This is a genomic window from Rhizobium sp. GN54, from assembly GCF_021026345.1.
Lineage (GTDB): Bacteria > Pseudomonadota > Alphaproteobacteria > Rhizobiales > Rhizobiaceae > Mycoplana.
This window is the reverse complement of record NZ_JAJNCZ010000003.1, coordinates 565,992-589,684: the sequence shown is the minus strand read 5'-3', so window position 1 is coordinate 589,684 and position 23,693 is coordinate 565,992. Positions and strand designations below refer to the sequence as shown.

Here is a 23,693-nt window from a genome sequence, read left to right as displayed (position 1 = left end):
ATGCCCGCCGCCGCGCATCACATGACATGCAACTTCAATTCGCCAAGGAGCAGCCCCTCATGGCTACCGTGAAAGTCGACAATTCCAATTTCCAGGCCGAAGTGCTCAACTCCGCCGAGCCGGTGGTCGTTGATTTCTGGGCCGAATGGTGCGGCCCGTGCAAGATGATCGCGCCTGCGCTGGAGGAGATCTCCGCGGAACTCGCCGGCAAGGTGAAGGTCGCCAAGCTCAACATTGACGAGAACCCCGAGCTCGCAGCCCAGTTCGGCGTCCGCTCGATCCCGACGCTCGCCGTGTTCAAGGGCGGCGAAGTGGCCGACATCAAGGTCGGCGCTGCGCCGAAGACGGCACTGTCGTCCTGGATCTCGACTGCGGCCGCCTGAGCCTCACGCGAGACATCGACATTCAAGGCCCGGCTCGTCCGGGCCTTTTTCGTTTCTCTCTTGGAAAACTGCCGGAAGACGGCGGATCAGACCGGCGGCGTGCCGTTGTCGGCAAGCACGTCGCCGATGAGATAGAGCGAGCCGCCGATCAGGATCCGCGGCGCGACCGCATCTTCCTCGACGATGCGACCGATCGCATGCAGCGCCTCGGCGACCGAAGAAACCGGCTCCGCTTCGAGGCCGGCATCGGCAGCATCACTTGCAAGCACGACCGGGTCGATGCCGGCGTCCGATCCGCGGATCGGCACGGTGAAGACGCGTTCGGCGATGCCGCGGAAGGCATCGAAATAGCCGACCGGGTCCTTGGTGTTGATCATGCCCGTGACCAGAAACAGCGGGCGCGGGTCGCGCTCCTCGAAGGTGGCCATGGTTTCGGCGATCACGACGCCGGCACCGGGATTATGGCCGCCGTCGACCCAGATCTCGGAGGATTCCGGCGCGGCCTTGACAAGCGCTCCGGCATGGAGCCGCTGCAGGCGCCCGGGCCATTCGACTGCGACAAGGCCACGTTCGAACGCATGCTCGGCGACCGGCAGGCCCGTCGCCTTGACGGCGCGTATCGCAGCCGCCGCATTGGCATACTGGTGCCGGCCGGGAAGCCTCGGCGGCGGCAGATCCATCAGACCGAACTCGTCCTGATACACCATCCGGCCGAACTCGCCATAGGCCAGGAAATCCTGCCCGTAGACCGTGTAGGGGCAGGAGAGCCGTTCCGCGGTCGCGATCAGCACGTTGCGTGCGGCTTCCTCCTCTTGATGGCCTATGACGACGGGCGAGCCCTTCTTCATGATGCCCGCCTTCTCCGCCGCGATCAGTTCCACCCGGTCGCCCAGATAGGCCTGGTGGTCGAGCGAGATCGGCATGATCACCGATACCGCCGGCTTCTCGATGACGTTCGTCGCGTCGTAGCGGCCGCCGAGGCCGACCTCGATGATCGCAACGTCGGCCGGATGCTCGGAGAAAAGCAGGAAGGTGACTGCCGTCAGGATCTCGAACACCGTGATCTTCTGGCCGTCATTGGCCTCTGCCACCCGCCGGACGGCATCGGCCAGGACCGGATCGGAAACGTAGGCGCCGCGCCCGTCCTTGCGGCCGAGGCGATAGCGCTCGTGCCAGTCGACGAGATGAGGAGAGGTGTGGACGTGAACCGAAAGGCCGGACGCCTCGAGGATGGCGCGGCTGAAGGCCGTCACCGAACCCTTGCCGTTGGTGCCGGCGACATGGATGACCGGCGGAAGGCGCTTGTGCGGATCACCGAGCGCGGACAGCAGCCGCGTGATGCGGTCCAGCGAAAGATCGTAACCCTTCGGATGCAGCGAAAGGAGCTTTTCGATCTCCCGCCCCGCCTCTGAGGTACCGGCCGCCTCCACCACGCCGCCCCGCCTGCGCGCGGTTCAGGCGCTGGCGGCGATGGCGACGACGCCAGCCGCCTTGGTGGTTTCGGTCACCGGCTTCTTAGTGAGGATCCGCAGCAGCCGTGCCAGCGTGCCGGGAATGTCGTGGCGCTTGACGACCATGTCGACCATGCCGTGCTCAAGAAGGTATTCGGAGGTCTGGAAGCCCTCGGGCAGTTTCTCGCGGATCGTCTGCTCGATGACGCGCTTGCCGGCAAAGCAGATTTCGGCGCCCGGTTCTGCCAGATGGATGTCACCCAGCATGGCATAGGAGGCCGTCACGCCGCCGGTCGTCGGATTGGTCAGGACGACGACATAGGGCTGGCCCGCTTCCTTCAGCATCTCGACGGCGACGGTGGTGCGCGGAAGCTGCATCAGCGACAGGATGCCTTCCTGCATGCGGGCGCCGCCGGAGGCCGGGAACATGACCAGCGGGCACTTGTCGGAGATGGCGCGCTCGAAAGCCTTGACGATCGCCTCGCCGGCGGCGATGCCGAGCGACCCGCCCATGAAGCCGAATTCGTGCACGACCGCGACGAGCTTGACGCCGCGCACCTTGCCGACGCCGGCGAGGATCGTGTCCTCCTGCTCGGTCTTGATGCGGCTGTCCTTCAGGCGGTCGATATACTTCTTGGAATCCCGGAACTTCAGCGGGTCCTGCGCGACCTTGGGCTGCGGCAGCGCCTCGAAGGCGCCGTCGTCGAACAGGTCCTTGAGCCGGGCCTTCGCCGGCATCTTCATGTGATAGCCGGAGGCCGGAATGACCCACTTGTTTTCTTCCAGGTCGCGGTGGAAGACCATCTCGCCCGTCTCAGGGCACTTGATCCAGAGGTTCTCGGGAACCTCCCTGCGGCCCAGCATCGAATTGATCTTCGGCCGAACGTAGTTTGTGATCCAGTTCACTGAAGCTACTCCTGAATTTTTCGCCCCTATGTGGGGATTTATTCCGCTGCCGCAACCCGGGCGCCGCGAACGCCGAGCGCAAGGCTGCGTACCAGCGCCTCGACGCCGGCCACGGTCGCCTCCGTGGCGGCGCCGTCTGCCGTCAGGCTGGAAGCGATCTGGTTGACGATGGCGCTGCCGACGACCACGCCGTCCGCGGACGCGCCGATGGCACGCGCCTGCTCCGCCGTCTTGACGCCGAAGCCGACGCAGACCGGAAGCGCCGTATGGTCCTTGATGCGCCGGACGGCGCCGCCGATCAAGGACGGATCCGGCAGGGCAGAACCGGTGATGCCGTTCATCGAGACGTAGTAGACGAAGCCGGAGGTATTCTCCAGCACGGCCGGCAGCCGCTTGGCGTCCGTCGTCGGCGTCGCCAGGCGGATGAAGTTGATGCCGCGGCTCAGTGCCGGAATGCAGAGCTCGTCATCCATCTCGGGCGGCAGGTCGACGACGATCAGGCCGTCGATGCCCGCCTCCAGCGCATCCTCGATAAAACGGTCGACGCCGTAGATGTAGATCGGGTTGTAATAGCCCATCAGCACGATCGGCGTGTCTGCGTCCTCGAGCCGGAAGTCGCGCGCCATCTGGATGGTCTTGGACAGCGTCTGGCCGCCCTTGAGCGACCGCTGCCCGGCCACCTGGATGGCCGGTCCGTCGGCCATCGGATCGGAAAACGGCATGCCGAGTTCGATGATGTCGGAGCCGGCCTTCGGCAGCGCCTTCATGATGGCGAGCGAGGAGGCATAGTCCGGATCGCCACCCATGAAATAGGTGACGAGGGCCGGGCGTCCTTCGGCTGCGAGAGCGGCGAAACGTCTGTCCATGCGGGCGGTCATCTTAGAGCTCCATGCCGAGGATCTTGCCGACGGTGAAGATATCCTTGTCGCCGCGGCCGGAGAGGTTCATCAGGATGATTTCCTCCTTGCCCATCGTTGGCGCGCGCTTGATCACCTCGGCCAGCGCGTGGCTGGGCTCCAGGGCGGGAATGATGCCCTCGATGCGGGTGAGAAGCTGGAACGCCTCCAGCGCCTCGTGATCCATGATCGGAACATATTCCGCACGGCCGATGTCGTTCAGCCAGGAATGCTCCGGGCCGATGCCGGGATAGTCCAGGCCCGCCGAGATCGAGTGGCCTTCCTTGATCTGTCCGTCGCCGTCCTGAAGCAGGTAGGTGCGGTTGCCGTGAAGCACGCCCGGCGAGCCTGCGGTGATCGAGGCACAGTGCTCGTCGCCGTCCAAGCCCTTGCCCCCGGCCTCGACACCGACGATCCTGACATCCTTGTCGTCAAGGAACGGATGGAAGATACCGATCGCGTTCGACCCTCCGCCGACCGCGGCGATGACGACGTCGGGCAGCCGGCCTTCCGCCTTGAGGATCTGCTCGCGGGCCTCGCGGCCGATCACCGCCTGGAAGTCGCGAACCATTTCCGGATAGGGGTGCGGGCCGGCGGCGGTGCCGATCAGGTAATAGGTGTCCTCGACATTCGTCACCCAGTCGCGCAACGCCTCGTTCATTGCGTCCTTCAGCGTGCCGTGGCCGGCGGTCACCGGCTTCACCTCGGCGCCGAGCAGCTTCATCCGGAAGACGTTCGGTGCCTGCCGTTCGACGTCGGTGGCGCCCATGTAGACGACGCAGGGCAGGCCGAAGCGTGCGGCGACCGTGGCCGAGGCCACGCCATGCTGGCCGGCGCCGGTTTCGGCGATGATGCGCGTCTTGCCCATCCGCTTGGCAAGCAGGATCTGGCCGATGCAGTTGTTGATCTTGTGGGAACCGGTGTGGTTCAACTCCTCGCGCTTGAAGTAGATCTTCGCGCCACCGAGATGCTCCGTCAGGCGCTCGGCGAAATAGAGCGGCGAGGGCCGGCCGATATAGTGCGTGCCGAGATCGGCCAGTTCCTTCTGGAATTCCGGATCGGTCTTCGCTTCGTTCCACTTGTCCTGCAGTTCCAGGATCAGCGGCATCAGCGTCTCGGCGACGAAGCGGCCGCCATAGATCCCGAAACGGCCGTCCTCGTCGGGACCGCCGCGAAACGAATTCAGAAAGGGTGACTGGTTCACATCCTGCTCCTTGCGGCAACGGCCCGACCGGTCGCCCGCCGCAACGCCTCGAAAAACTCTTCCATCCTGCCGAGGTCCTTGACGCCCGGTGCGCTTTCCACGCCGGACGACACATCGACGCCGGGCGCCCGCGTCGCCGTGACCGCCTCTTCGACATTGTCCTTGTTCAAACCACCGGAAAGCATGTAATCGACGCTGCCGTCAAGCGCATCCATCAGCGACCAGTCGAAGGAAACGCCGTTGCCGCCGGGCAATTGCGAGCCGGCAGGCGGCTTGGCGTCGAACAGGAAGCGGTCGGCGATGCCGATATAGGCATCGACCTTGTCGAGGTCCGCAACCTCCCGGACCGAGAAGGCCTTGATCACCGGCAGGCCATAGACCGCCTTGATCGTCAGCACGCGCTCGGGGCTTTCCTTGCCGTGAAGCTGGAGCATGTCGGGACGCAGAAGCGAAACGATCTCGTCCAGTTCGTCATTGTCGGCATCGACGGTGACGGCGACGATCTTCGCCCGGCCCCTGGCGAGATCCGCGAGCCCGGCGGCATCGGCCGGCTCGATGTTGCGCGGGCTCTTTTCAAAGAAGATGAAGCCCACATGCGTGGCGCCGAGATCGACGGCGCGCAGCACGGCTTCCGGCGTCTTCAGGCCGCAGATCTTGATATCGATGCTGTTGGTGGCAGTACTTTCCATGAGCCACGGAACTCGCATGAAACGGCCGCAGAGTCGAGGACATTTGCGCGCCCGCGGCGGAACGTCAGTCGAAGTCGAGGGCGTGTAGCATCGTGCCATTCCGCTTCAACCAGCGCTTGGCCTCTTCCACCCTCGGGCACAACTCGCGGCAGAGGCTCCAGAAGTCCGGGCCGTGGTTCATCTCGCGCAGATGCGCGACCTCGTGGACTACCAGATAGTCTAGCACGAAGGGCGGCGCCATGACGATGCGCCACGAGAAGCTGAGCGCGCCATCGGCCGAGCACGACCCCCAGCGGCTGCGGGTATCGCGCAGCGTCATCGAGCGAACCTTGCGGCCGACTTTGGGGGCGTGGAAAGCGACACGATCCTGAAGATCCTTGCGGGCCTCCTTCTTCAGATAGTCGCGGATGCGGCGCGGCACATGCTCGCTCTCGCCGCTGACGCGCAGGACCGCCTCGCCGTCGACCGTCGCCGCCTCCGTCAGCCCACGCAGCATGCCGGTTTCCTCTATGCGGTGGGCGACGCCGCGGATGAAGATGTGATGGCCATCGGCCAGGGCGCTGCGGCTGGAGAAGCGCGCGAGCTTGGTCATCAGCCAGGCATGGTGGCGATCGAGGAAGTCCCGGATCTCGCGCTCGGGCAGGCCGGTGGGAACCGTCATCTTCAGCGCCCGGCCACCGGGCTCGATCCGCAGGGTCAGCCGTGTCGCCTGCGCATTTCGGCGGATCGTCAGGGGGACGGACCGGCCGTTCACCTCCACCGCCCGCAGTTCCGGCGGCGGGGTGCGCAATGCACGACGGGGCTTCAGGATCGAGGAGAACATCGCGCTCCTTCATAACCGATTCGCGCGGCCTTTGAACCAAGCAAAACCGGCGCCACAGGGGCGCCGGCCATGACATTCACGACATTCAAGCCACTCAGACCGCCGGGAAACCCGGCACCGTGCCGCCATTGCCGGAACGGCGCTCGCGTATGAAGCGATCGAACTCCTCCTTATCCTTCGCCTTGCGCAGTTCGCGCATATAGGCGTCGAACTCGTCGCGCATCTCGTCGAGCTTGCGGCGCTCTTCCTCGATGCGGCTCAGTTCGGATTCGCGCCATTCGTCGAAAGCGACGTTGCCCGTTCCGAAGCCCGGACCGCGGAAACCGCGGCGGCGCCCGCGGCAGGCGGCGAAGAATCCGTCCGCCGTGTCGTTTGCGTCCTTCTTGAAGGTCTTGAGGCGCTCACCGAAAACGATGTAGGCGAGCATGGCCAGGCCGAGGGGCCAGAAGACCATAAACCCCAGCACCATCAGCGCGACGGTCGCAGGCGTCCAATCCGGACGCAGCAATGCAGACTGGTTCATTTGCAATCTTCCTCACATTCGCCGGACCGCCACCGTGGCGACCGATGATTTCGATGTGGTAAGACCATGAACACGCTTCAAGGCGATGCCCGGCAGAATCGGGCAAGCCCATGAAAGCCCCACAGGAATTCGAACGACTGACTACCTGCCGCCGACCTTGCCGCCCTTGATGACGCGCGGCACCGGCCGCTTTTCCCGCCGGTTCGCCTCGATGAAGGAAACGATGCGGGGCGCGATCTCGCGCCGGAAGCGCGAGCCGTTGAAGACGCCGTAGTGGCCGACGTCGGGCTGCATGTAATGCAGGCGGCGGTCGTCTGGGATGTTGGGACAGATCGTCTGTGCCGCCTTCGTCTGGCCGACGCCGGAAATATCGTCGTTTTCGCCTTCGACCGTTAGCAACGCCACGTTGCGGATCGCACCCGTGTCGACGCGGCGCGAGCGGTGCATCATCTCCCCCTTCGGAAGGGCGTGCCTCATGAACACGGTCTCGACCGTCTGCAGGTAGAACTCGGCCGTCATGTCCATCACGGCGAGGTATTCGTCATAGAAGTCGCGGTGTTTCTCGGCCGCGTCACCATCGTTCTTGACGAGATGTTCGAAGAACTCCTTGTGGGCGATCAGATGGCGATCGAGGTTCATAGACATGAAGCCGGACAATTGCAGGAAGCCGGGATAGACCAGGCGCATGAAGCCCGGCTGCGGCCACGGCACCGGCATGATGACATTGTCGCGGAACCATTCGATCGGCCGCTCCTCGGCCAGCCTGTTGACCGCCGTCGGATTGACGCGCGTATCGATCGGCCCGCCCATCAGCGTCATCGAAGCCGGCGCTAGGGGATCGCCGTCCTCCTCCATCACCGCGACGGCGGCAAGCACGGGCACCGACGGCTGGCAGACCGCGATCACATGGGTATCGGGCCCGAGCGCGTGCAGCATTTCGATGACATAGTCGATGAAGTCGTCGAGATCGAACGAACCGTCGGAGAGCGGCACCATGCGGGCGTCGATCCAGTCGGTGATGTAGATCTCGGCATGCGGCAGGAGGGTCTCGACGGTTCCGCGCAGGAGCGTCGCGTAGTGGCCCGACATCGGCGCCACCATCAGGATCTTCGGATCGGCCCGATGCCCGCCGGGCAGCATGCGCTCGAAATGGACGAGGTTGCAGAACGGGCGCTGCCAGACGACCTTTTCGCGCACCGACACGGGCTGGCCGTCGACGGTGGTGGTGTCGAGACCAAACGCCGGCTTGCCGTAGCGCCGCGTCACGCGCTCCAGCACTTCCAGCCCGGCCGCCATGGTCCGGCCGAAGCAGGTATGCGAAAGCGGATTGAGGGGGTTGCTGTAGGCGAGCCGCATGTGATCGGCGACGGCGCGCCAGGGCGCCATCATGGCATGGTTCAGTTCATAGAGCTGATAATACATGGGAAGAATTCCCTGTCGTTCCCTGAGCACATCCAGGCCCGGGTGACATCCTGCCCTTCATGCAATTGCGAACAAGGTATCACGTTTTCGTTGCGGTGCAACGGAGCAGGCTCCCACCGATCCGATCCGCAGGAGCGCGAGACCGCCCGATTCTCAAGCGGTCCACCCCCCATCGACTACATAGGCCTGGCCGGTCGTATAGGTCGCGCCGGCCAGATAGACGGCGAGTTCGGCGATTTCCTCCGGCGTTCCGAGCCGTCCCATCGGCTGCCGCGCGATGAAGGCGGCCCGTGCCGCCTCGTAGTCGCCGCCGGCGCGCATGCGCTCCTGCAGCGACGGGCTTTCCACCGTGCCCGGGCAGATCGCGTTGCAGCGCACACCCTGGGCGACGTAGTCGGCGGCGATCGATTTCGTCAAGCCGATCACGGCCGCCTTGGTGACCGAATAGGCGAAGCGGTTCGGAACGCCCTTCACGCTGCTTGCGACCGAGGCCATGTTGACGATCGCGCCGCCGCCGCGCGCGAGCATGCCGGGCAGGAAGGCGCGGGCGGTGCGCACCATCGCGCGGACGTTGAGGTCCCAGGCGAACGCCAGGTCCTCGTCGCTCGTCTCCAGGACGGTGCCGCCATGCACGACGCCTGCGCAATTGAACAGGATGTCGACCGGACCGATCCCGGCTGCGGCGTCCTTCACCGCCTGGTCGGAAAGGACGTCGAGAAGGCGGGTTTCGATCCCCTCGGCGGCGAGCGCCTCGAGCGCCGGCGCGTTGATGTCGGTGGCGATCACCCTGGCGCCGGCTCGCCTGTAGGCGAGCGCCGAGGCGCGGCCTATCCCCTGTCCCGCCGCCGTCACCAGCGCTGTCTTTCCACCCAGATCCTGGCTCATTGTCTTTTCCTCGTCACTTGATCGATACAGGCCGAACGATGATGGATGCGCAAGGCGTCAGCGCGCAACCCTCACCACGGCCTTTATAAGTCCGTCCTTCGTCGTCGCCCAGCGTGCGAGGTCCGCCGGAACGGCCTCGAGCGTGGTGCGATGCGTCACCAGCGCCTCGACCGGAACATCACCCGCCTCGATAGAGGCCACCACATGGCGGAAGTCCTCTGCGGTGGCGTTGCGGCTGCCGACCAGCGTCATCTCCCGCTTGTGGAATTCGGGATCGGCGAAGCGGATGTCGTCCTTCACGACGCTGACATAGACGAGCGTGCCGCCGTGGGCAACATAGGCGAAGGCCGCCTCCATCGACCTGGCATAGCCTGTCGCATCGAACACGACGTCGAAACCCTCAGCATCGGTGATCTCTGCAAGGGCCGAGGCCATGTTTGCGTCAGCCACGACACCGCGGTCGAAGCCGAGCCTGTCGCGCGCCATGGCAAGCCGCTCGGCGGAGGTGTCGAGCAAGGTGACGTCGTGGCCGGCAATGCGGGAGAAGAGTGCCGTTCCGAGCCCGATCGGACCGGCACCGATCACCAGCGACCGCGATCCCTTCGGCGTTTGCGCCCGGCGGACGGCATGGGCGCCGATGGCAAGAAACTCGACGGTGGCGGCCGCCTCCAGCGACAGGTTTCCGGCCGGGTAGAGGTTGGTGGCCGGTACTGCGATCTCGTCGCAGAAGGCACCATCGGTGTGCACGCCCAGCACCTTGATCGCCACGCAGCAGTTGGGCTTGCCCTTACGGCAGGCCACGCAGGAGCCGCAGGAGATGTAGGGGTTGACGATCACCGGCTGGCCGGCCGCCAGGCCGGATCCTGCGGGCGCCTCCAGGACGGTGGCGGAGACCTCGTGGCCCATGACGCGCGGATATTCCAGGAAGGGGTGCTTACCCTCGAAGATATGATAGTCGGTGCCGCAGATCCCGACATGGCTGACGGCGATACGGACCCAGCCTTCGGGGATGGCGGAGGGGGACGGTCGATCCACGAGTTCGAGCCGCCCCGGCTCCTGGCAGATGATGGTGCGCATTTCGCATTCTCCCGGCCGTCAGCGGCTTCCGCGGCGGCGAAGCTGGTCGAAATAGACGATGACGATGATCAGCAGGCCGGTGATGATACGCTGCCAGAACGAATTGACGTTCAAAAGGTTCGCGCCGTTGTTGATCGTCGCCAGGATGAAGGCGCCGATCAGGGGACCATGGACCGAGCCGACGGCGCCGAAGAGGCTGGTGCCGCCGATCACCGAGGAGGCGATCGCCTGCAGTTCCCAGCCTTCGGCCTGGGTGGCGTTGCCGATGCCGATGCGCGAGGCGAGCAGCACGCCGACGAAGGCGGCGCATGTGGCCGACAGAATGTAGGCCATGTAGATCGTGCGATTGACGTTGACGCCCGACAGGCGGGCCGCCTCGCTGTTGGAGCCGACGGCAAAGAGATAGCGGCCCCAGCGGCTGAGGTGAAGGAACACGTAGGCCGGCACCGCGACCAGGATCACCATCCAGAACAGGCTCGGGATGCCGAGGAAATCGGCGCGGGCGAAGTTGGTGAAGCCCTCGTTGTTGATCGAGATCGTCGAACCGTTGGTGATCAGCAGGCCGACCCCACGCAGGGACGTCAACGTCGCCAGCGTTATGATGAACGGCGGCAGCCCCATGCGGACGATGCCGAAGCCATGGAAGGCGCCGATGGCAACGCCCATCAGGAGCGTGATCACGATCGCGATCCAGAGCGGTACGCCGGCCTGCAGGAGCCAGGCCAGAATGACGGTAGAGAAGCCGACGATCGCGCCGACGGAGAGATCGATGCCGGCGGTGATGATGACGAAGGTCTGGCCGACGGCGAGGATCGCCGTCATCGCGCCCTGCCGCAACAGGTTGGAAATGTTCAGCGGTGTCCAGAAGCTGACAGTGACGATGCCGAGTGCGATCCAGAGCGCGAGCAGGAGGCCGATCAGCGTCAGACTGAAGAGGATGTTCATCCCGCGCCGCGGGGCGGCCGCCGGGCTCTCCGTTGTGGTGATGGTCATGCTTGCTTCTCCCGCTTCAATCTCAATTCTGGCTCAGACGCCTATGGCCTCGCCGAGCACGTCCTCATGGGTCGCGGCATGGAAATCATGGCTGCCGACAAGCCTGCCGCCCCGGAACACGTGCAGCCTGTCGGCAAGTTCGTAGACTTCCGGCAGGTAGGAGGAGATGAGGATGATGCCGGCCCCCTCCTTCAGGAGCTTTGCAAAGAGCCGGTAGATCTCCGCCTTGGTGCCGACGTCGACGCCGACGGTCGGCTCGTCGAAGATGAACAGCTTGGCGCCGTGGCTCAGCCATTTGCCGATGACGATCTTCTGCTGGTTTCCGCCGGACATCGACGACGCCGGCACGCGCCGGCTCGGCGTCTTGATGGCGAGGTCGCGGATCTGCCGGTCGGCGTTCGCCGCCTCCTCGGCCCGGCCGATCACGGGGCCGCGGCTCAGCCGCCCGAAGACCGGCAGGTTGATGTTGAGGCCGATCGGCAGGTTGAGGCAAAGGCCCTGGTCGCGCCGGCTTTCCGGAGCGAGCGCGATACCGAGCTCCATCGCGTCGCGCTCGTTGCGGATCTTCACCTTGCGGCCCATCCAGTGCACTTCGCCCGCCGACAAGGGCTGGCGCCCGTAGAGACCAAGCGCGAACTCGCTGCGGCCAGCGCCGATCAGCCCGTAGAGGCCGACGATCTCGCCGGCCCGCACGGTCAGCGAGATGTCCTCGAAGCCCGGCCCGGTCAGCCCGCGCGCCTCCAGGATCGGTGCGCCGATCGCAATGTCTTCCTTGTGGTAGATCTGTTCGATCGAGCGATTGATCATCAGCGCGATCAGTTCGTTTTCGTTGGTCTCGCCGATCGCCCGCGTGCCGACATGGGTTCCGTCGCGCAGGACCGAGACGCGGTCGGCGAGCTCGAAGACCTCCTCCATCCGATGGCTGATGTAGACGATCGTCACGCCCTCGCTCTGCAGGCGGCGGATCAGCTTGAACAGCTGGGCGGATTCCTGTCGCGTCAGGTAGGCGGTCGGCTCATCGAAGATGAGGAACTGCGTGCCGCGCATCGCCGCGCGCGCGGTGGCGACGAGCTGCTGCTGGCCGATGGTCAGCGACCCGAGTTCGGCTGCCGCCGGGAGGTAGAAGCCGAGATCGTCGAGGACGGATTGCGCCATCTTCTCCATCTGCCTCTTGCGCATCAGCCCGTGCCGCTCGACTTCGTCGCCGAGGAAGAGATTGGCCGCAACCGACAAATGCGGGCAGAGGACCACCTCCTGATGCACGGCGTTGATGCCGCGCGCGATCGCCTCGTTGGGGGTGGAAAGGGCGACCGGGTGGCCGCACCAGAGCACCTCGCCGGCTGTCCGCGTGATGACGCCGGTCAGAAGCTTGATGAGGGTCGACTTGCCGGCGCCGTTTTCACCGACGATGGCGTGAATCTCGCCCGCCAGAAAGGTGATCGTCGCCGGCTTCAACGCCTGCACGTAGCCGTAGTTCTTCTGAAGGCCCTTCAATTCCAGGATCGGCGCGCCTGCCGGCACGCGGCTGCCTTCCGTCAGAAGGGCGCTGGCCTCGTCGTGGCGATGCGCAATATCCTCCAGCCGGGTCATGGTGCTCTCCTCCTGCTTGCGGCCTTCCGGATCGCCCGGCGAAAGCGCCGGACAGATCCGCGATCAAAGTTGCAGGCCGCGCCGGCGGAAGACCGGCGCGGCCGTCCTCGGGTCAGTTGACCTTCGGGTTGATGAGCGCGTCGATCTTGGGCTCGCTCATGTTGGCCTTCGTCACCAGGTTGGCCCCGGTGTCGACGTTTGCCTCGACCTTCTCGCCCTTGGAGACCGCCAATGCCGTCTTCACGCCGTCGTAACCCATGCGATAGGGATCCTGCACGACGAGGCCGGCAAGCGCGCCGTCCTTGAGGAAGCCGATGGTCTTGTCGTCGCTGTCGAAGCCGATCACCTTGATCTTGTCGCCGAGCTTGTTCTCCGAGATCGCCTGGCCGACGCCCTGCGCCATGATCAGGTTGGAGGCGAAGACGCCGACGAGGTTCGGATTGGCGGTGATGAGGTCGGTCATCATGTTGAGGCCGGTCGTGGCCTGGCCGTCGGCATACTTGTCGGCGATGACCTTCAGGCCCGGATACTTGGTCTTCACCTGGTCGAGGAAGCCCTCGCGGCGCTGCTCGAGCGAGCCGGCGCCGGGCAGGCTGGTGATGATCGCGACTTCGCCCTCTTCCTTGCCGGTGGCCTCCTTGATGGCGGCGGCCAGACCGTCGGCGGCAATGCGGCCGCCCTGGACGTTGTCCGTCGTCAGGAACGAAGAAAAGGCCTTCGAGTCGGCGCCGGAATCGATGCCGATGACCGGAACGGACTTGGCGGCCTCGTCGATCGGCTTGCCGAGCGCCTTGAATTCGGTCGGCGAGATGACGACGGCGGCCGGCTTGCCGGCGACGGCGTTCTCGAGAATGCTGATCTGGCCGTTGACGTCGGCCTCGGACTGGGCGCCGAGTTCCGGCACGTTCACGCCGAGATCCTTGCCGGCGGCGCGGGCACCGGCCAGAACGATCTGCCAGTAGAACGAAGTGGTGTCCTTCACGACGATCGGGATGGTGACGTCCTGCGCGAACGAGGCGGCGGGCGCCATCGTGGCAAACACGGCTGCACCGGCCAGCGCGGTGAATGCGCGTCGCGACAGAAGCTGCTTGGCAATGCTCATCGGGGTTCTCCTCTCAGGGTGCGTTCTCCTCCAGTGAAACCGAACCGCTGAACGCAAGCGGACGATTTTTATCGATAAAGTACATTTTTGCCCGCAGCGAACATGGAAAACCAGGCTGCAAGCGCCCTTCCTCACGAGCCCTCGCGCTGTTGCACAAGGGCCCGGTCCGGGTCTGCTATCGATTCTTCCTCCCTTGCGCCGTCACCGGCCTCCACGGTGGCATGCGGCATCGACATTCAGGCGATGCTCAATTGAACCAATAATTCCGCAATACTGTCAACATGGAATATTCATTCCATTTACCGTTCCGGCCGCTGCCGCTCACACCGTGTGGACTTCGTGTGGATGGAGCACGCCCTTCTTGAGAATGATGTTGCCATAGAGCCTGAACTCGGTCGTGGCGATGATGTAGGCCGCCTTTCGCGTCATCTCGTAGAAGGCGAAGCGTTCGACCGAGCGGACGGTGAAATCGCCGGCCAGGCGGTTGACGATGTTCTGGAATTCGACGCAGACCGGCGGCACCGCATCCGGATCGCCGACGACCTGCATTCGCCAGGCGACGTCCGGTACGAAGGTATCGAGCGGCATGTGGGCGAGCACGGCCTCGGTCATGGCGAGCGCGTCGACGCCGTCGGCGCGGATGACCTTCGGTCCCATCGAATGGGCCGGGAAGTTCGCGTCCACGATGGCGATGTCGTCCCCGTGCCCCATCGACTGCAGCGCATGCAGGAGATCGGGGCCGAGCAGGGGGTGAATGCCTTTCAACATGCGTATGCTCCTGAATGTCTTTCAATCTTCCGGCAAACCTATTGCCGCACCGCCTCGGTTCCGAGCGGCGGAGCGACAAGAGTATGGGCCTCGGCTTCCATGTAAAGGGCTTGCGGAACCGTGATCCGGGTAAGTTCGGCATTCCGGTGCAGGCTCGACGGCTTGGCCGTGCCCAGAAGCACCGAGGCGACCGCCGGATGCCGCAACGGAAACTGCATGGCGGCTGCAGCAAGCGGCACGCCGTTGAGGCTCGCCAGTTCCTCCAGGGCGCGCACGCGCGCCACGACCTCGTCATTGGCGGGCATATAGTCGAAATGCGCGCCCGGGATGGCGCCGGTCGCCAGAATGCCGGAGTTGAACACGCCGCCGACCACCAGCGACGTCTTCCGTTCCTGGCAGAGCGGGAGAAGTTCCTCGACCGCGGAACGATCCAGCAGCGTGTACCGTCCGGCCAGCAGGATGCAGTCGATCGGCGCGCGCTTCATGACTTCGAGGCAGACGGGCACCTCGTTCACGCCGAGGCCGTAGGCCCTGATGGTGCCGGATGCCTTCAGTTCCTCGAGCGCCTTCAGGCCGGAATCCATCAACGCCTTGAAATGCACCGCATTGCGCTCGGCGCCGTGGGTATAGACGCCGATGTCGTGGACGTAGAGGATGTCGATGCGGTTCAGGCCGAGCCGCGTATAGCTCAGTTCCAGCGAACGCATGATACCGTCGTAGCTGTAGTCGTAGCGCACGTCGAAGGGCAGAGGATCGACGTAGCCGTAGTCCGTCGGCACCTTGTTGTCGTCCACCGGAAACATGATCCGGCCGACCTTCGTGGAGAGTACCCACTCGCCCTTAGGCCTTCCGCGGAGGAAATCGCCCGTCGCGCGTTCGGCGAGGCCGAAGCCATACCAGGGCGCCGTATCGAAATAGCGCATGCCCTCGGCCCACGCCGCTTCCAGGGTTGCGATCGCGGTGTCGCGCGGGCAGGGACGGTAGAGACCGCCGAGTGCGGCCGTTCCGAAGCTGTACTCGCCCACGGCGAGGCCCGTCGTCCCGATGGTTCGTGTCCGCATCGCTTCCTCCCGCCGCGCGCTTCCCCTCACTCCCAGGTTGCACGCAGAACAATCTGACTTCTGTCTTTTATCTACAATAGACAGATCAAGGTCAATGGCTATTATGGGTAACGGGAGGATCACATTGCAGGGACCGGCTTCGGCATGGCCGGAGGACGAACGCTGCACGACCGTCCAAGCGCTGGAAAATCCAGTCGCCACCGCCTAAACGAGCAGATATCAATCCGATCGATCGACGAGAGCCATGGCCAAGCAGAATACCGTCTTCAAGGATGCCTTCAACCGTTGCCTCGTACTCCTCGAGACGAGCAGCGCGCTTGCGTCCGAACCGGAGCTCGGCAACACGCTGGGGGTCAGCCGCACGACGGTCCGGGCGATCCTGACGCGTCTGGAGGAGATCGGGTTGATCGAATGGTCGAAGCGCCGCAAGGTCGTGCTTCGCAAGCCCGTTGCCGCCGACTACTTCCCGACCGAGGAAACCGATTCGCTGTCGGAGATCATCGAGCGGAGCTTCATGCGCCGGATTCTTGCCGGCGGCGCCGAGCCGGGCATGCAGATCAACGAGCTGGAGCTTGCCCGCGAGATCGGCACCGGCACCACGAGCGTGCGGGAATTCCTCATCCGGTTCAGCCGTTTCGGGCTGATCGAGAAACGCCCGAACAGCCACTGGGTTCTCAAGGGGTTCACGCCGGAATTCGCGCTGGAGCTGACCGAGGTGCGCGAAATGTTCGAGCTGCGCTCGGCCGCCGCATTCGCCCACCTGCAGGACGACCATCCCGCATGGGCGGAACTGGACTCGATCGCAGCCCTCCACCGCGAGATTCTGGCCGATGTCGACAACCGATACCGGGAGTTCTCCGAACTGGACGAGCGGTTTCACCTGCTCGTGCACCGGGCCTCGCGCAACCGCTTCATCATCGATTTCTACGACATCATCGCCATCGTCTTTCACTATCACTACCAATGGAACAAGACGAACGCGCGCCAGCGGAATGCGCGGGCGATGGAGGAGCACCTGGTCTATATCGAAGCGCTCAAGTCCCGCGATCCCGCGCGGATCGAGGATGCCTGCCGGCGACACCTGAAATCGGCCCGCGAGACCCTGCTTCAATCCACCAACTGAGCCGAGAGGCCCTCGAGCGAAGAGCCCCTCAGTAACCGCCACCCTTCTGGTCCGTCGTACCCGGCAGGCCGAGGAAAGTGCGGCGCAGGCCGTCGATCGACCTCACCAGGCAGTTGACGTCGGTACCGATCGCCATGAAGTCGGCCCCCATCGCCCGGTACTCGTGCGCCTGGTCGACCGCCACCGTCATGATCCCGCGCGCCTTACCGTGCCGGTGGATGCGCTGGAAGGCGTCGCGGATCGCCTCCTGCACGGCCGCGGCAGACGGCTGGCCGAGATAGCCCATGTCCGCCGCCAGGTCGGAGGGGCCGATGAAGACGCCGTCGACACCCTCGACGGCCGCGATATCGTCGAGCGCCTCGAGACCGGCACGGCTTTCCACTTGCACGATCAGGCAGATCTCTTCGTCGGCCGTAGCGAGGTAGTCGGGTATCCGGTTGAAATCGCTGGCGCGCCCAAGCCCGGCGCCGACGCCGCGCATGCCGCGGGGCGGATAGCGCACGGCCCTGACCAGCGCCGCCGCCTGCTCGGCGGTCTCGACCATGGGGACCAGGAAGGTCTGCGCGCCGAGGTCAAGCAGTTGCTTCAGCAACCACGCCTCGCCCATCGGTGGCCGGACGATCGGGTGGCTCGCGCTGCCGCGCAGGGCACCGAGCTGCGCGCCGATCAGCGGCATGTCGCTCGGTCCGTGCTCGCCGTCGATCAGCAGCCAGTCATAGCCGCTGCCGGCGGCGATCTCCGCGGCGTAGGCGCTGCCCAGCGCCACCCACAGGCCGAGCTGGAACCGCCCCTCGCGAAGCGCAGCCTTGAACGGATTGACGGGAGCGGGCATGGCGCAGATCCTCTTCGAATGCAACGAGATCAATAACCATCGGCCGACGACGGTCCGGCCGATGAGGCGTTCATCGTCAACCGATGCCGCCGAGGCAGACGTACTTCATCTCGGTAAATTCCTCGATGCCGTACTTCGAGCCTTCCCGGCCGAGGCCCGACAGCTTGACGCCGCCGAACGGCGCTTCCGCCGTCGAGATCAGCCCGGTGTTGACGCCGACCATGCCGTATTCCAGCGCTTCGGCGACGCGGAAGACGCGCGCCAGATCCTTGGCGTAGAAATAGGAGGCGAGCCCGAATTCGGTATCGTTCGCCTGGGCTATGACGTCCTCCTCGTCCCTGAAGCGGAAGACGGGCGCTACCGGCCCGAACGTCTCCTCGCGCGCCACCGCCATCTCGGAGGTCACTCCGGTGATGACGGTCGCCTCGTAGAAGGTGCCGCCGAGTGCGTGGCGCTTGCCGCCCTGGACAACGCGTCCGCCCTTGCTGAGCGCATCGGACACATGCTCCTCGACCTTGGCGAGCGCCGCCTCGTCGATTAGCGGGCCGAGAATTACGCCCTCGTCGAAACCGTTTCCGGTCTTGAGCTTTGCAACCGCAGCCGCCAGCTTTTCGGAGAAGGCCTCATAGACACCCTCCTGCGCGTAGATGCGATTGGCGCAGACGCAGGTCTGGCCGTTGTTGCGGAACTTGGCGATCAGTGCGCCCTCGACCGCCGCGTCAAGGTTGGCGTCGTCGAAGACGATGAAGGGTGCGTTACCGCCGAGCTCGAGCCCCAGTTTCTTGATCGTCGGCGCGCTCTGCCTGTAGAGCTCGGCACCGACCTCGGTCGAGCCGGTGAAGGTGAGCTTGCGAACCGTCGGGTTTGCCGTCATCTCGGCGCCGATCTCCCTGGCGGATCCGGTGATGACGCTGAACAGCCCCGGCGGCAGGCCGGCGCGCTCGGCAAGGACGGCGATCGCGATGGCGGAGAACGGCGTTTGCGAAGCCGGCTTCAGAACCATGGCGCAGCCGGCGGCGAAGGCCGGACCGGCCTTGCGGGTGATCATGGCATTGGGGAAGTTCCACGGGGTGATCGCGGCAACCACGCCGATCGGCTGCTTCATCACCAGGATGCGCTTGTCCTTCTGGTGACCGGGCACGATGTCGCCGTAGAGGCGACGTGCTTCCTCGGCGAACCATTCGATGAAGCTTGCGCCATAGGCGATTTCGCCCTTGGCCTCGGCCAGCGGCTTGCCCTGCTCCATGGTGAGGATGCGGCCGAGGTCGTCCTGATTGGCCATCATCAGTTCGAACCACTTGCGCAGGATCGCGGAGCGCTCCTTGGCCGTCTGCGCGGCCCATTCCTTCTGCGCCTTCCCGGCTGCGGCGATCGCCTCCTTCGTTTCCGCCGTCCCCAGCTTCGGCACGTAGCCGATGCGCTCGCCGGTCGCCGGATTGTTCACGGCAATCCCGGTCGCCGGGTCGGCCTCGATCCAGCGCGTGCCGACGAGCGCCGCCTGGCGCAGGAGGGTTGGATCTTTGAGGCTCATGGCGTTGTCTCCCTGTTCACGGCATCGAGATTCCTTGGGCGTGGTTATAGGCTCTTTTCCGCCCTCTCCACAATGCGGCAAAGCCTGCTGCGGCGACCGCGCCCGGTCGACATCGCGCGCGCGGCGGTGCATCCTGAGGCGGTCAATGACCGCAACACTGGTGGTGGAATTCATGCATGAGATCAACGGCCGCACGGCCGATCACGACATTCATCCGGTTTTTCTCGAGCGATGGTCGCCGCGCGCCTTCACCGGCGAGGCGATGCCGCAGGAGAACCTTCTGCGGCTGTTCGAGGCCGCGCGATGGACGCCATCGGCGAGCAACCGCCAGCCCTGGCGCTTCGTCTATGCCCATCGCGGCACCGAAGCCTTCAAGGCCATCCTGACGACGCTGGACGACGGCAACCGGCGCTGGACGCCCAATGCCTCGGTTCTGGTCGTGATCGTCTCCAAGACCCACAACCGCACCGCTTCCGGGGAGATCCGCCCCGCCTATACGCATGCCTTCGACACGGGAGCGGCCTGGAGCGCGCTGGCGTTGCAGGCGACGTTTTCCGGCTACCACGTCCATGCCATGGCCGGGATCGATCGCGACAAGGCGATGGCGGCCGCCGGTGTCCCCGAGGGCTACCGGGTCGAGGCGGGGCTCGCCATCGGCAAGATCGCGCCGAGGGAAACGCTGCCCGACGACCTGAAGGCCCGCGAGGTTCCCAGCCAGCGCCATCCGGTCGAGGCCTTCGCCTTCGAGGGCAGCTTCAGGCCGGACTGAGGGCGCGGCCGGGGCTCAGAACAACATTTCCTGCGCCGGCCCGACAGGCACGATACCGGTCGGGTTCAGCGAGGCGATCGAGTAGTAACCGCGCTTGATGTGGTCGAGGCTGACGGTCTCGGCCACGCCCGGCCAGTCGTACAGGCGCCGGACGAAGCGGCGCAGGCGGGGATAGTCGGCCAGCCGGCGCAGGTTGCACTTGAACAGGCCGTGATAGGCGGCATCGAAGCGGACGAGGGTGACGAACAGCCGGATATCGGCCTCGGTGGGATGGTCAGCAAAGAGGAAGTCCCGCTCGCCGAGTTCGCCGTCGACCCAGTCCAGCGTCGCGAAGACCTCAAGGAAGGCCTCCTCGTAGGCAAGCTGCGTGGTGGCGAAGCCGGCGCGATAGACGCCATTGTTCAGGCCGGGATAGATGCGGGCGTTGAACGCATCGATCGCCTCGCGGCGGGCCAGCGGATAGAGATCGATCGTCCCGGTGGCGAGCGATCCGAAGCCATCGTTCATCATGCGCAGGATGTCGGCCGATTCGTTGTTGACGATGGTGCCCCGCTTCCTGTCCCAGAGAACGGGAACCGTGGCGCGGCCGGTGTAGTGCGGGTCGGCGCGGGTGTAGATCTCGTGCATGAATCTTGCGCCGTTGACCGTGTCCGCGGTCGCACCGGGATAGTCGCCGAAGCGCCAGCCTTCCCTCGTCAAAGCCGGCTCAACGACCGAGACGCCGATCGTCTCCTTCAGCCCCTTGAGGCTGCGGCCGATCAGCGTGCGGGATGCCCAGGGGCAGATATAGGCGACGTAGAGATGGTAGCGTCCGGGTTCGGCGGCAAAGCCGCCCTCGCCGGTCGGCCCGGGTGCGCCGTCGGGCGTCACCCAGTTGCGAAAACCGGAGACCTGGCGGACGAAGCCGCCCTTTTCGTCCTTTGCCTGCACCGGATGCCAGTCGGCCGTCCATTTTCCATCCACCAGCATGACGTGCTCCTGTCTCCTATATTCAAGACTGCGCTGCAATCCGGCCCCCGTATGCTCGCGTCTCATACGCTGCCGTTTCGGCGCATATTGACCCGTCCCGACGACTTCCGCCATCGAAAAACCCCGCGCCGGAAGGCACGGGGTTCGCTTTCTTATCCGGATTCTCGGCCCGCCTTCACGCGCGTAGACAAGGCGTCAGATGTCGAGATTGGCCACGCTGAGTGCGTTATCCTGGATGAACTCCCGGCGCGGCTCGACCTCGTCGCCCATCAGGCGCGAAAACAGCCCGTCGGCGTCGGTGGCATCCGAGACGCGAACCTGCAGGAGCGAGCGGACGTTCGGATCGAGCGTCGTCTCCCAGAGCTGTTCGGCGTTCATTTCGCCCAGGCCCTTGTAGCGCTGCAACGACAGGCCCTTGCGGCCGGACGCGAACACCGCGTCGAGCAGGGCGCGCGGGCCGCTGATCTCGATCTCCAGATCCTTGCGCTTCAGCTTCGGCGGGACGGCGTAGATATCCTTCAGCCGCATGGTCAGCTGATCGATATGGCGAGCGTCTGACGAGCCGATCAGCGCCATGTCGAGATGGGCGAATTCCTTCACGCCGCGCACGGTACGTTCGAACTTCAGTCCGCCGTCGGCCGCAACCGCACCGGTCCAGCCGCGCTCGGTCTCCTCGGCGATCAGGTCGAGCCGGCGCGCGACCTCCTCGGCCATCTCGGCATAGGCCTCGCGGTTGTGGCTGAGCTCGAGGTTGAGCGCACCGCAGATCGCTGCCTGCTCGACGATGGCACGGCTGTAGCGCGAATGCAGGCCATCCAGCAGCGAGCGCAGGCGCAGTGCGTCCTGGATCACCTCGCGCATGTCCTGTCCGGCGCGGACCTCGCCGGAGCCGAGCTCCAGCGTCGCCTCGTCGAGGCCGGCGTTGATCAGGTAGTCGTCAAGCGCCTTCTCATCCTTGAGATACTGTCCCGACTTGCCGCGTGCGACCTTATAGAGCGGCGGTTGGGCGATGTAGAGGTGGCCACGCTCGATCAGTTCCGGCATCTGGCGGAAGAAGAAGGTCAGAAGCAGCGTGCGAATGTGGGCGCCGTCGACGTCGGCGTCCGTCATGATGATGATCTTGTGGTAGCGCAGCTTCTCGGGATTGAACTCGTCCTTGCCGATCGAGGTGCCGAGTGCGGTGATCAACGTGCCGATCTCCTGGCTCGACAGCATCTTGTCGAAACGGGCCCGTTCGACGTTGAGGATCTTGCCGCGCAACGGCAGGATCGCCTGGTTCTCGCGCGAACGGCCCTGCTTGGCCGATCCGCCGGCCGAGTCGCCCTCGACCAGGAACAACTCGGACTTGGCCGGATCGCGCTCGGAGCAGTCGGCCAGCTTGCCGGGCAGCGACGAGATATCGAGCGCGCCCTTGCGACGAGTGAGCTCGCGCGCCTTGCGGGCCGCTTCGCGCGCCGCTGCCGCTTCGACCACCTTGCCGACCAGCACCTTGGCATCGGAGGGATGCTCCTCGAGCCAGTGGCTCAGCGCCTCGTTGACGAGGCTTTCGACCACAGGCCGAACCTCGGACGATACGAGCTTGTCCTTGGTCTGCGAGGAGAATTTCGGATCGGGCACCTTCACCGAGAGAACGGCGGTCAGGCCCTCACGGCAGTCGTCGCCGGTGAGCGACACTTTTTCCTTTTTCAGGATACCGGAACTCTCCGCATAGGAGACGACCTGGCGGGTCAGCGCGCCGCGGAAGCCGGCGAGGTGCGTGCCGCCGTCGCGCTGGGGGATGTTGTTGGTGAAGCAGAGGACGTTCTCGTGGTAGCTGTCGTTCCACCACATCGCCACCTCGACCGTGATGCCGTCGCGTTCGCCCCGAATGGACACCGGCTTGGCGACGAGCGGCTTCTTGGCGCGGTCGAGATAGGTGACGAAGGCCTCGAGGCCGCCGTCATACATCATCTCGTCCTGCTTGACGTCGGAATGGCGGCGGTCGGTCAAGAGGATGCGGACGCCCGAATTCAGGAAGGCGAGCTCGCGCAGGCGATGTTCGAGCGTCGCGTAGACGAACTCGATATTGGTGAAGGTCTCCGGGCTCGGCAGGAACGTCACTTCGGTGCCGGTCTCGCTGCCGCATTCGCCGGTAACGGTCAACGGACCGTCAGCAACGCCATGGGTGAAGGTCATCTCGTGGATGTGCCCGCCCCGGCGGATCTTCAGCTTGAGCATCACCGACAGCGCGTTGACGACCGAAACGCCGACACCGTGGAGGCCGCCGGAAACCTTGTAGGAATTCTGGTCGAACTTACCGCCGGCGTGCAACTGGGTCATGATGACCTCAGCGGCGGAAACGCCTTCCTCCTTGTGGATGTCGGTCGGAATGCCGCGGCCGTTGTCGGTCACGGTCACCGAGCCGTCGGCATTGAGCGTGACGGTGACGATATCCGCGTGCCCGGCCAGCGCCTCGTCGATGGCGTTGTCCACGACCTCGTAGATCATGTGGTGCAGACCCGAGCCGTCATCGGTGTCACCGATATACATGCCCGGGCGCTTGCGCACCGCATCAAGGCCCTTGAGCACCTTGATGGAATCTGCGCCATACTCGGCCGGGCCGTTTTCGGTCTCGGGTGTATCAGTCATGGGGGATGTCTTTCCAGCGTACCTGAGGACATGGGAAACGGCGAATCACCGACCTTCCAGACCCATGA

The 23,693-nt window shown here is 65.0% G+C and carries 22 protein-coding genes; 3 read left to right on the top strand and 19 right to left on the bottom strand.

Translation table 11 applies throughout. From position 1 onward, the window contains the following. Window positions 1-59 precede the first annotated feature (59 nt). Entirely contained in the window at window positions 60-383 is a 324-nt protein-coding gene (trxA, locus tag LQK81_RS11900) for a thioredoxin (RefSeq protein WP_112596916.1), read from the top strand. Window positions 384-469: 86 nt separating this feature from the next. On the opposite strand, the gene LQK81_RS11895 is transcribed toward trxA, so the two are convergent. The 15 genes from LQK81_RS11895 to LQK81_RS11825 all read right to left on the bottom strand — a co-directional run bounded on the left by LQK81_RS11895 (window position 470) and on the right by LQK81_RS11825 (window position 15,773). Further along, window positions 470-1,813, bottom strand: a complete 1,344-nt coding sequence (locus tag LQK81_RS11895) for a bifunctional folylpolyglutamate synthase/dihydrofolate synthase (protein ID WP_230806549.1) — start codon at window positions 1,811-1,813, stop codon at window positions 470-472. Window positions 1,814-1,837: 24 nt separating this feature from the next. Further along, complete coding sequence (gene accD, locus LQK81_RS11890; RefSeq protein ID WP_230806486.1) at window positions 1,838-2,740, bottom strand: acetyl-CoA carboxylase, carboxyltransferase subunit beta; 903 nt, start codon at window positions 2,738-2,740, stop codon at window positions 1,838-1,840. 38 nt (window positions 2,741-2,778) lie between these two features. After that, window positions 2,779-3,618 carry a tryptophan synthase subunit alpha gene (trpA, locus tag LQK81_RS11885; RefSeq protein WP_230806485.1) on the bottom strand — a complete coding sequence of 280 codons (840 nt, stop codon included), beginning with the start codon at window positions 3,616-3,618 and terminating at the stop codon, window positions 2,779-2,781. A gap of 1 nt (window position 3,619) precedes the next feature. Next, on the bottom strand, window positions 3,620-4,840 hold the full coding sequence (gene trpB / locus LQK81_RS11880; protein ID WP_230806484.1) for a tryptophan synthase subunit beta: 1,221 nt from the start codon (window positions 4,838-4,840) through the stop codon (window positions 3,620-3,622). Then, entirely contained in the window at window positions 4,837-5,529 is a 693-nt protein-coding gene (locus LQK81_RS11875) for a phosphoribosylanthranilate isomerase (protein WP_230806483.1), read from the bottom strand. Before LQK81_RS11875 ends, trpB begins: the two co-directional genes overlap by 4 nt. A 64-nt stretch (window positions 5,530-5,593) precedes the next feature. Then, the gene (locus tag LQK81_RS11870) at window positions 5,594-6,352 is read right to left on the bottom strand and encodes a M48 family metallopeptidase (RefSeq protein WP_230806482.1); all 759 of its coding nucleotides are present in this window, start codon (window positions 6,350-6,352) and stop codon (window positions 5,594-5,596) included. A 94-nt stretch (window positions 6,353-6,446) separates the two neighbouring features. Continuing rightward, window positions 6,447-6,875, bottom strand: coding sequence for a DUF2852 domain-containing protein (locus LQK81_RS11865; RefSeq protein ID WP_230806481.1), 429 nt, complete (start codon window positions 6,873-6,875; stop codon window positions 6,447-6,449). A 141-nt stretch (window positions 6,876-7,016) separates the two neighbouring features. Then, on the bottom strand, window positions 7,017-8,297 hold the full coding sequence (gene phaZ, locus LQK81_RS11860) for a polyhydroxyalkanoate depolymerase (RefSeq protein ID WP_230806480.1): 1,281 nt from the start codon (window positions 8,295-8,297) through the stop codon (window positions 7,017-7,019). A gap of 153 nt (window positions 8,298-8,450) precedes the next feature. Continuing rightward, a complete protein-coding gene (locus LQK81_RS11855; protein ID WP_230806479.1) occupies window positions 8,451-9,182 on the bottom strand; it encodes an SDR family oxidoreductase in 732 nt (243 codons plus the stop codon). A gap of 57 nt (window positions 9,183-9,239) precedes the next feature. Further along, window positions 9,240-10,259 carry a zinc-binding alcohol dehydrogenase family protein gene (locus LQK81_RS11850; protein ID WP_230806478.1) on the bottom strand — a complete coding sequence of 340 codons (1,020 nt, stop codon included), beginning with the start codon at window positions 10,257-10,259 and terminating at the stop codon, window positions 9,240-9,242. 18 nt (window positions 10,260-10,277) lie between these two features. Continuing rightward, window positions 10,278-11,252 (bottom strand): ABC transporter permease, encoded by a 975-nt coding sequence (locus LQK81_RS11845; protein ID WP_230806477.1) that lies wholly within the window; start codon window positions 11,250-11,252, stop codon window positions 10,278-10,280. A gap of 33 nt (window positions 11,253-11,285) precedes the next feature. Next, on the bottom strand, window positions 11,286-12,842 hold the full coding sequence (locus LQK81_RS11840; RefSeq protein WP_230806476.1) for a sugar ABC transporter ATP-binding protein: 1,557 nt from the start codon (window positions 12,840-12,842) through the stop codon (window positions 11,286-11,288). Between the two features lie 112 nt (window positions 12,843-12,954). Beyond that, window positions 12,955-13,944, bottom strand: coding sequence for an ABC transporter substrate-binding protein (locus LQK81_RS11835; RefSeq protein ID WP_230806475.1), 990 nt, complete (start codon window positions 13,942-13,944; stop codon window positions 12,955-12,957). Between the two features lie 321 nt (window positions 13,945-14,265). Beyond that, the gene (locus LQK81_RS11830; protein ID WP_230806474.1) at window positions 14,266-14,712 is read right to left on the bottom strand and encodes an RbsD/FucU family protein; all 447 of its coding nucleotides are present in this window, start codon (window positions 14,710-14,712) and stop codon (window positions 14,266-14,268) included. A gap of 38 nt (window positions 14,713-14,750) precedes the next feature. Continuing rightward, window positions 14,751-15,773, bottom strand: coding sequence for an aldo/keto reductase (locus LQK81_RS11825; protein WP_230806473.1), 1,023 nt, complete (start codon window positions 15,771-15,773; stop codon window positions 14,751-14,753). Between the two features lie 244 nt (window positions 15,774-16,017). Here LQK81_RS11825 and LQK81_RS11820 point away from each other — a divergent pair, with 244 nt between their 5' ends. Continuing rightward, window positions 16,018-16,896, top strand: a complete 879-nt coding sequence (locus tag LQK81_RS11820; protein ID WP_230806472.1) for a GntR family transcriptional regulator — start codon at window positions 16,018-16,020, stop codon at window positions 16,894-16,896. A 28-nt stretch (window positions 16,897-16,924) separates the two neighbouring features. Here the strand turns inward: LQK81_RS11820 and LQK81_RS11815 are convergent, their stop codons facing one another. Then, entirely contained in the window at window positions 16,925-17,728 is an 804-nt protein-coding gene (locus tag LQK81_RS11815; RefSeq protein WP_230806471.1) for an aldolase/citrate lyase family protein, read from the bottom strand. Window positions 17,729-17,804: 76 nt separating this feature from the next. Further along, window positions 17,805-19,259 (bottom strand): NADP-dependent succinate-semialdehyde dehydrogenase, encoded by a 1,455-nt coding sequence (gene gabD, locus LQK81_RS11810; protein ID WP_230806470.1) that lies wholly within the window; start codon window positions 19,257-19,259, stop codon window positions 17,805-17,807. A gap of 172 nt (window positions 19,260-19,431) precedes the next feature. On the opposite strand from gabD, the gene LQK81_RS11805 reads away from it, so the two are divergent. Continuing rightward, window positions 19,432-20,028 carry a nitroreductase family protein gene (locus tag LQK81_RS11805; protein WP_230806548.1) on the top strand — a complete coding sequence of 199 codons (597 nt, stop codon included), beginning with the start codon at window positions 19,432-19,434 and terminating at the stop codon, window positions 20,026-20,028. Window positions 20,029-20,043: 15 nt separating this feature from the next. Here the strand turns inward: LQK81_RS11805 and LQK81_RS11800 are convergent, their stop codons facing one another. Together LQK81_RS11800 and gyrB are read right to left on the bottom strand one after the other, a co-directional pair. Further along, window positions 20,044-20,997 (bottom strand): glutathione S-transferase family protein, encoded by a 954-nt coding sequence (locus LQK81_RS11800; RefSeq protein WP_230806469.1) that lies wholly within the window; start codon window positions 20,995-20,997, stop codon window positions 20,044-20,046. A 195-nt stretch (window positions 20,998-21,192) separates the two neighbouring features. Next, complete coding sequence (gyrB, locus tag LQK81_RS11795; RefSeq protein ID WP_230806468.1) at window positions 21,193-23,625, bottom strand: DNA topoisomerase (ATP-hydrolyzing) subunit B; 2,433 nt, start codon at window positions 23,623-23,625, stop codon at window positions 21,193-21,195. Window positions 23,626-23,693 lie beyond the last annotated feature (68 nt).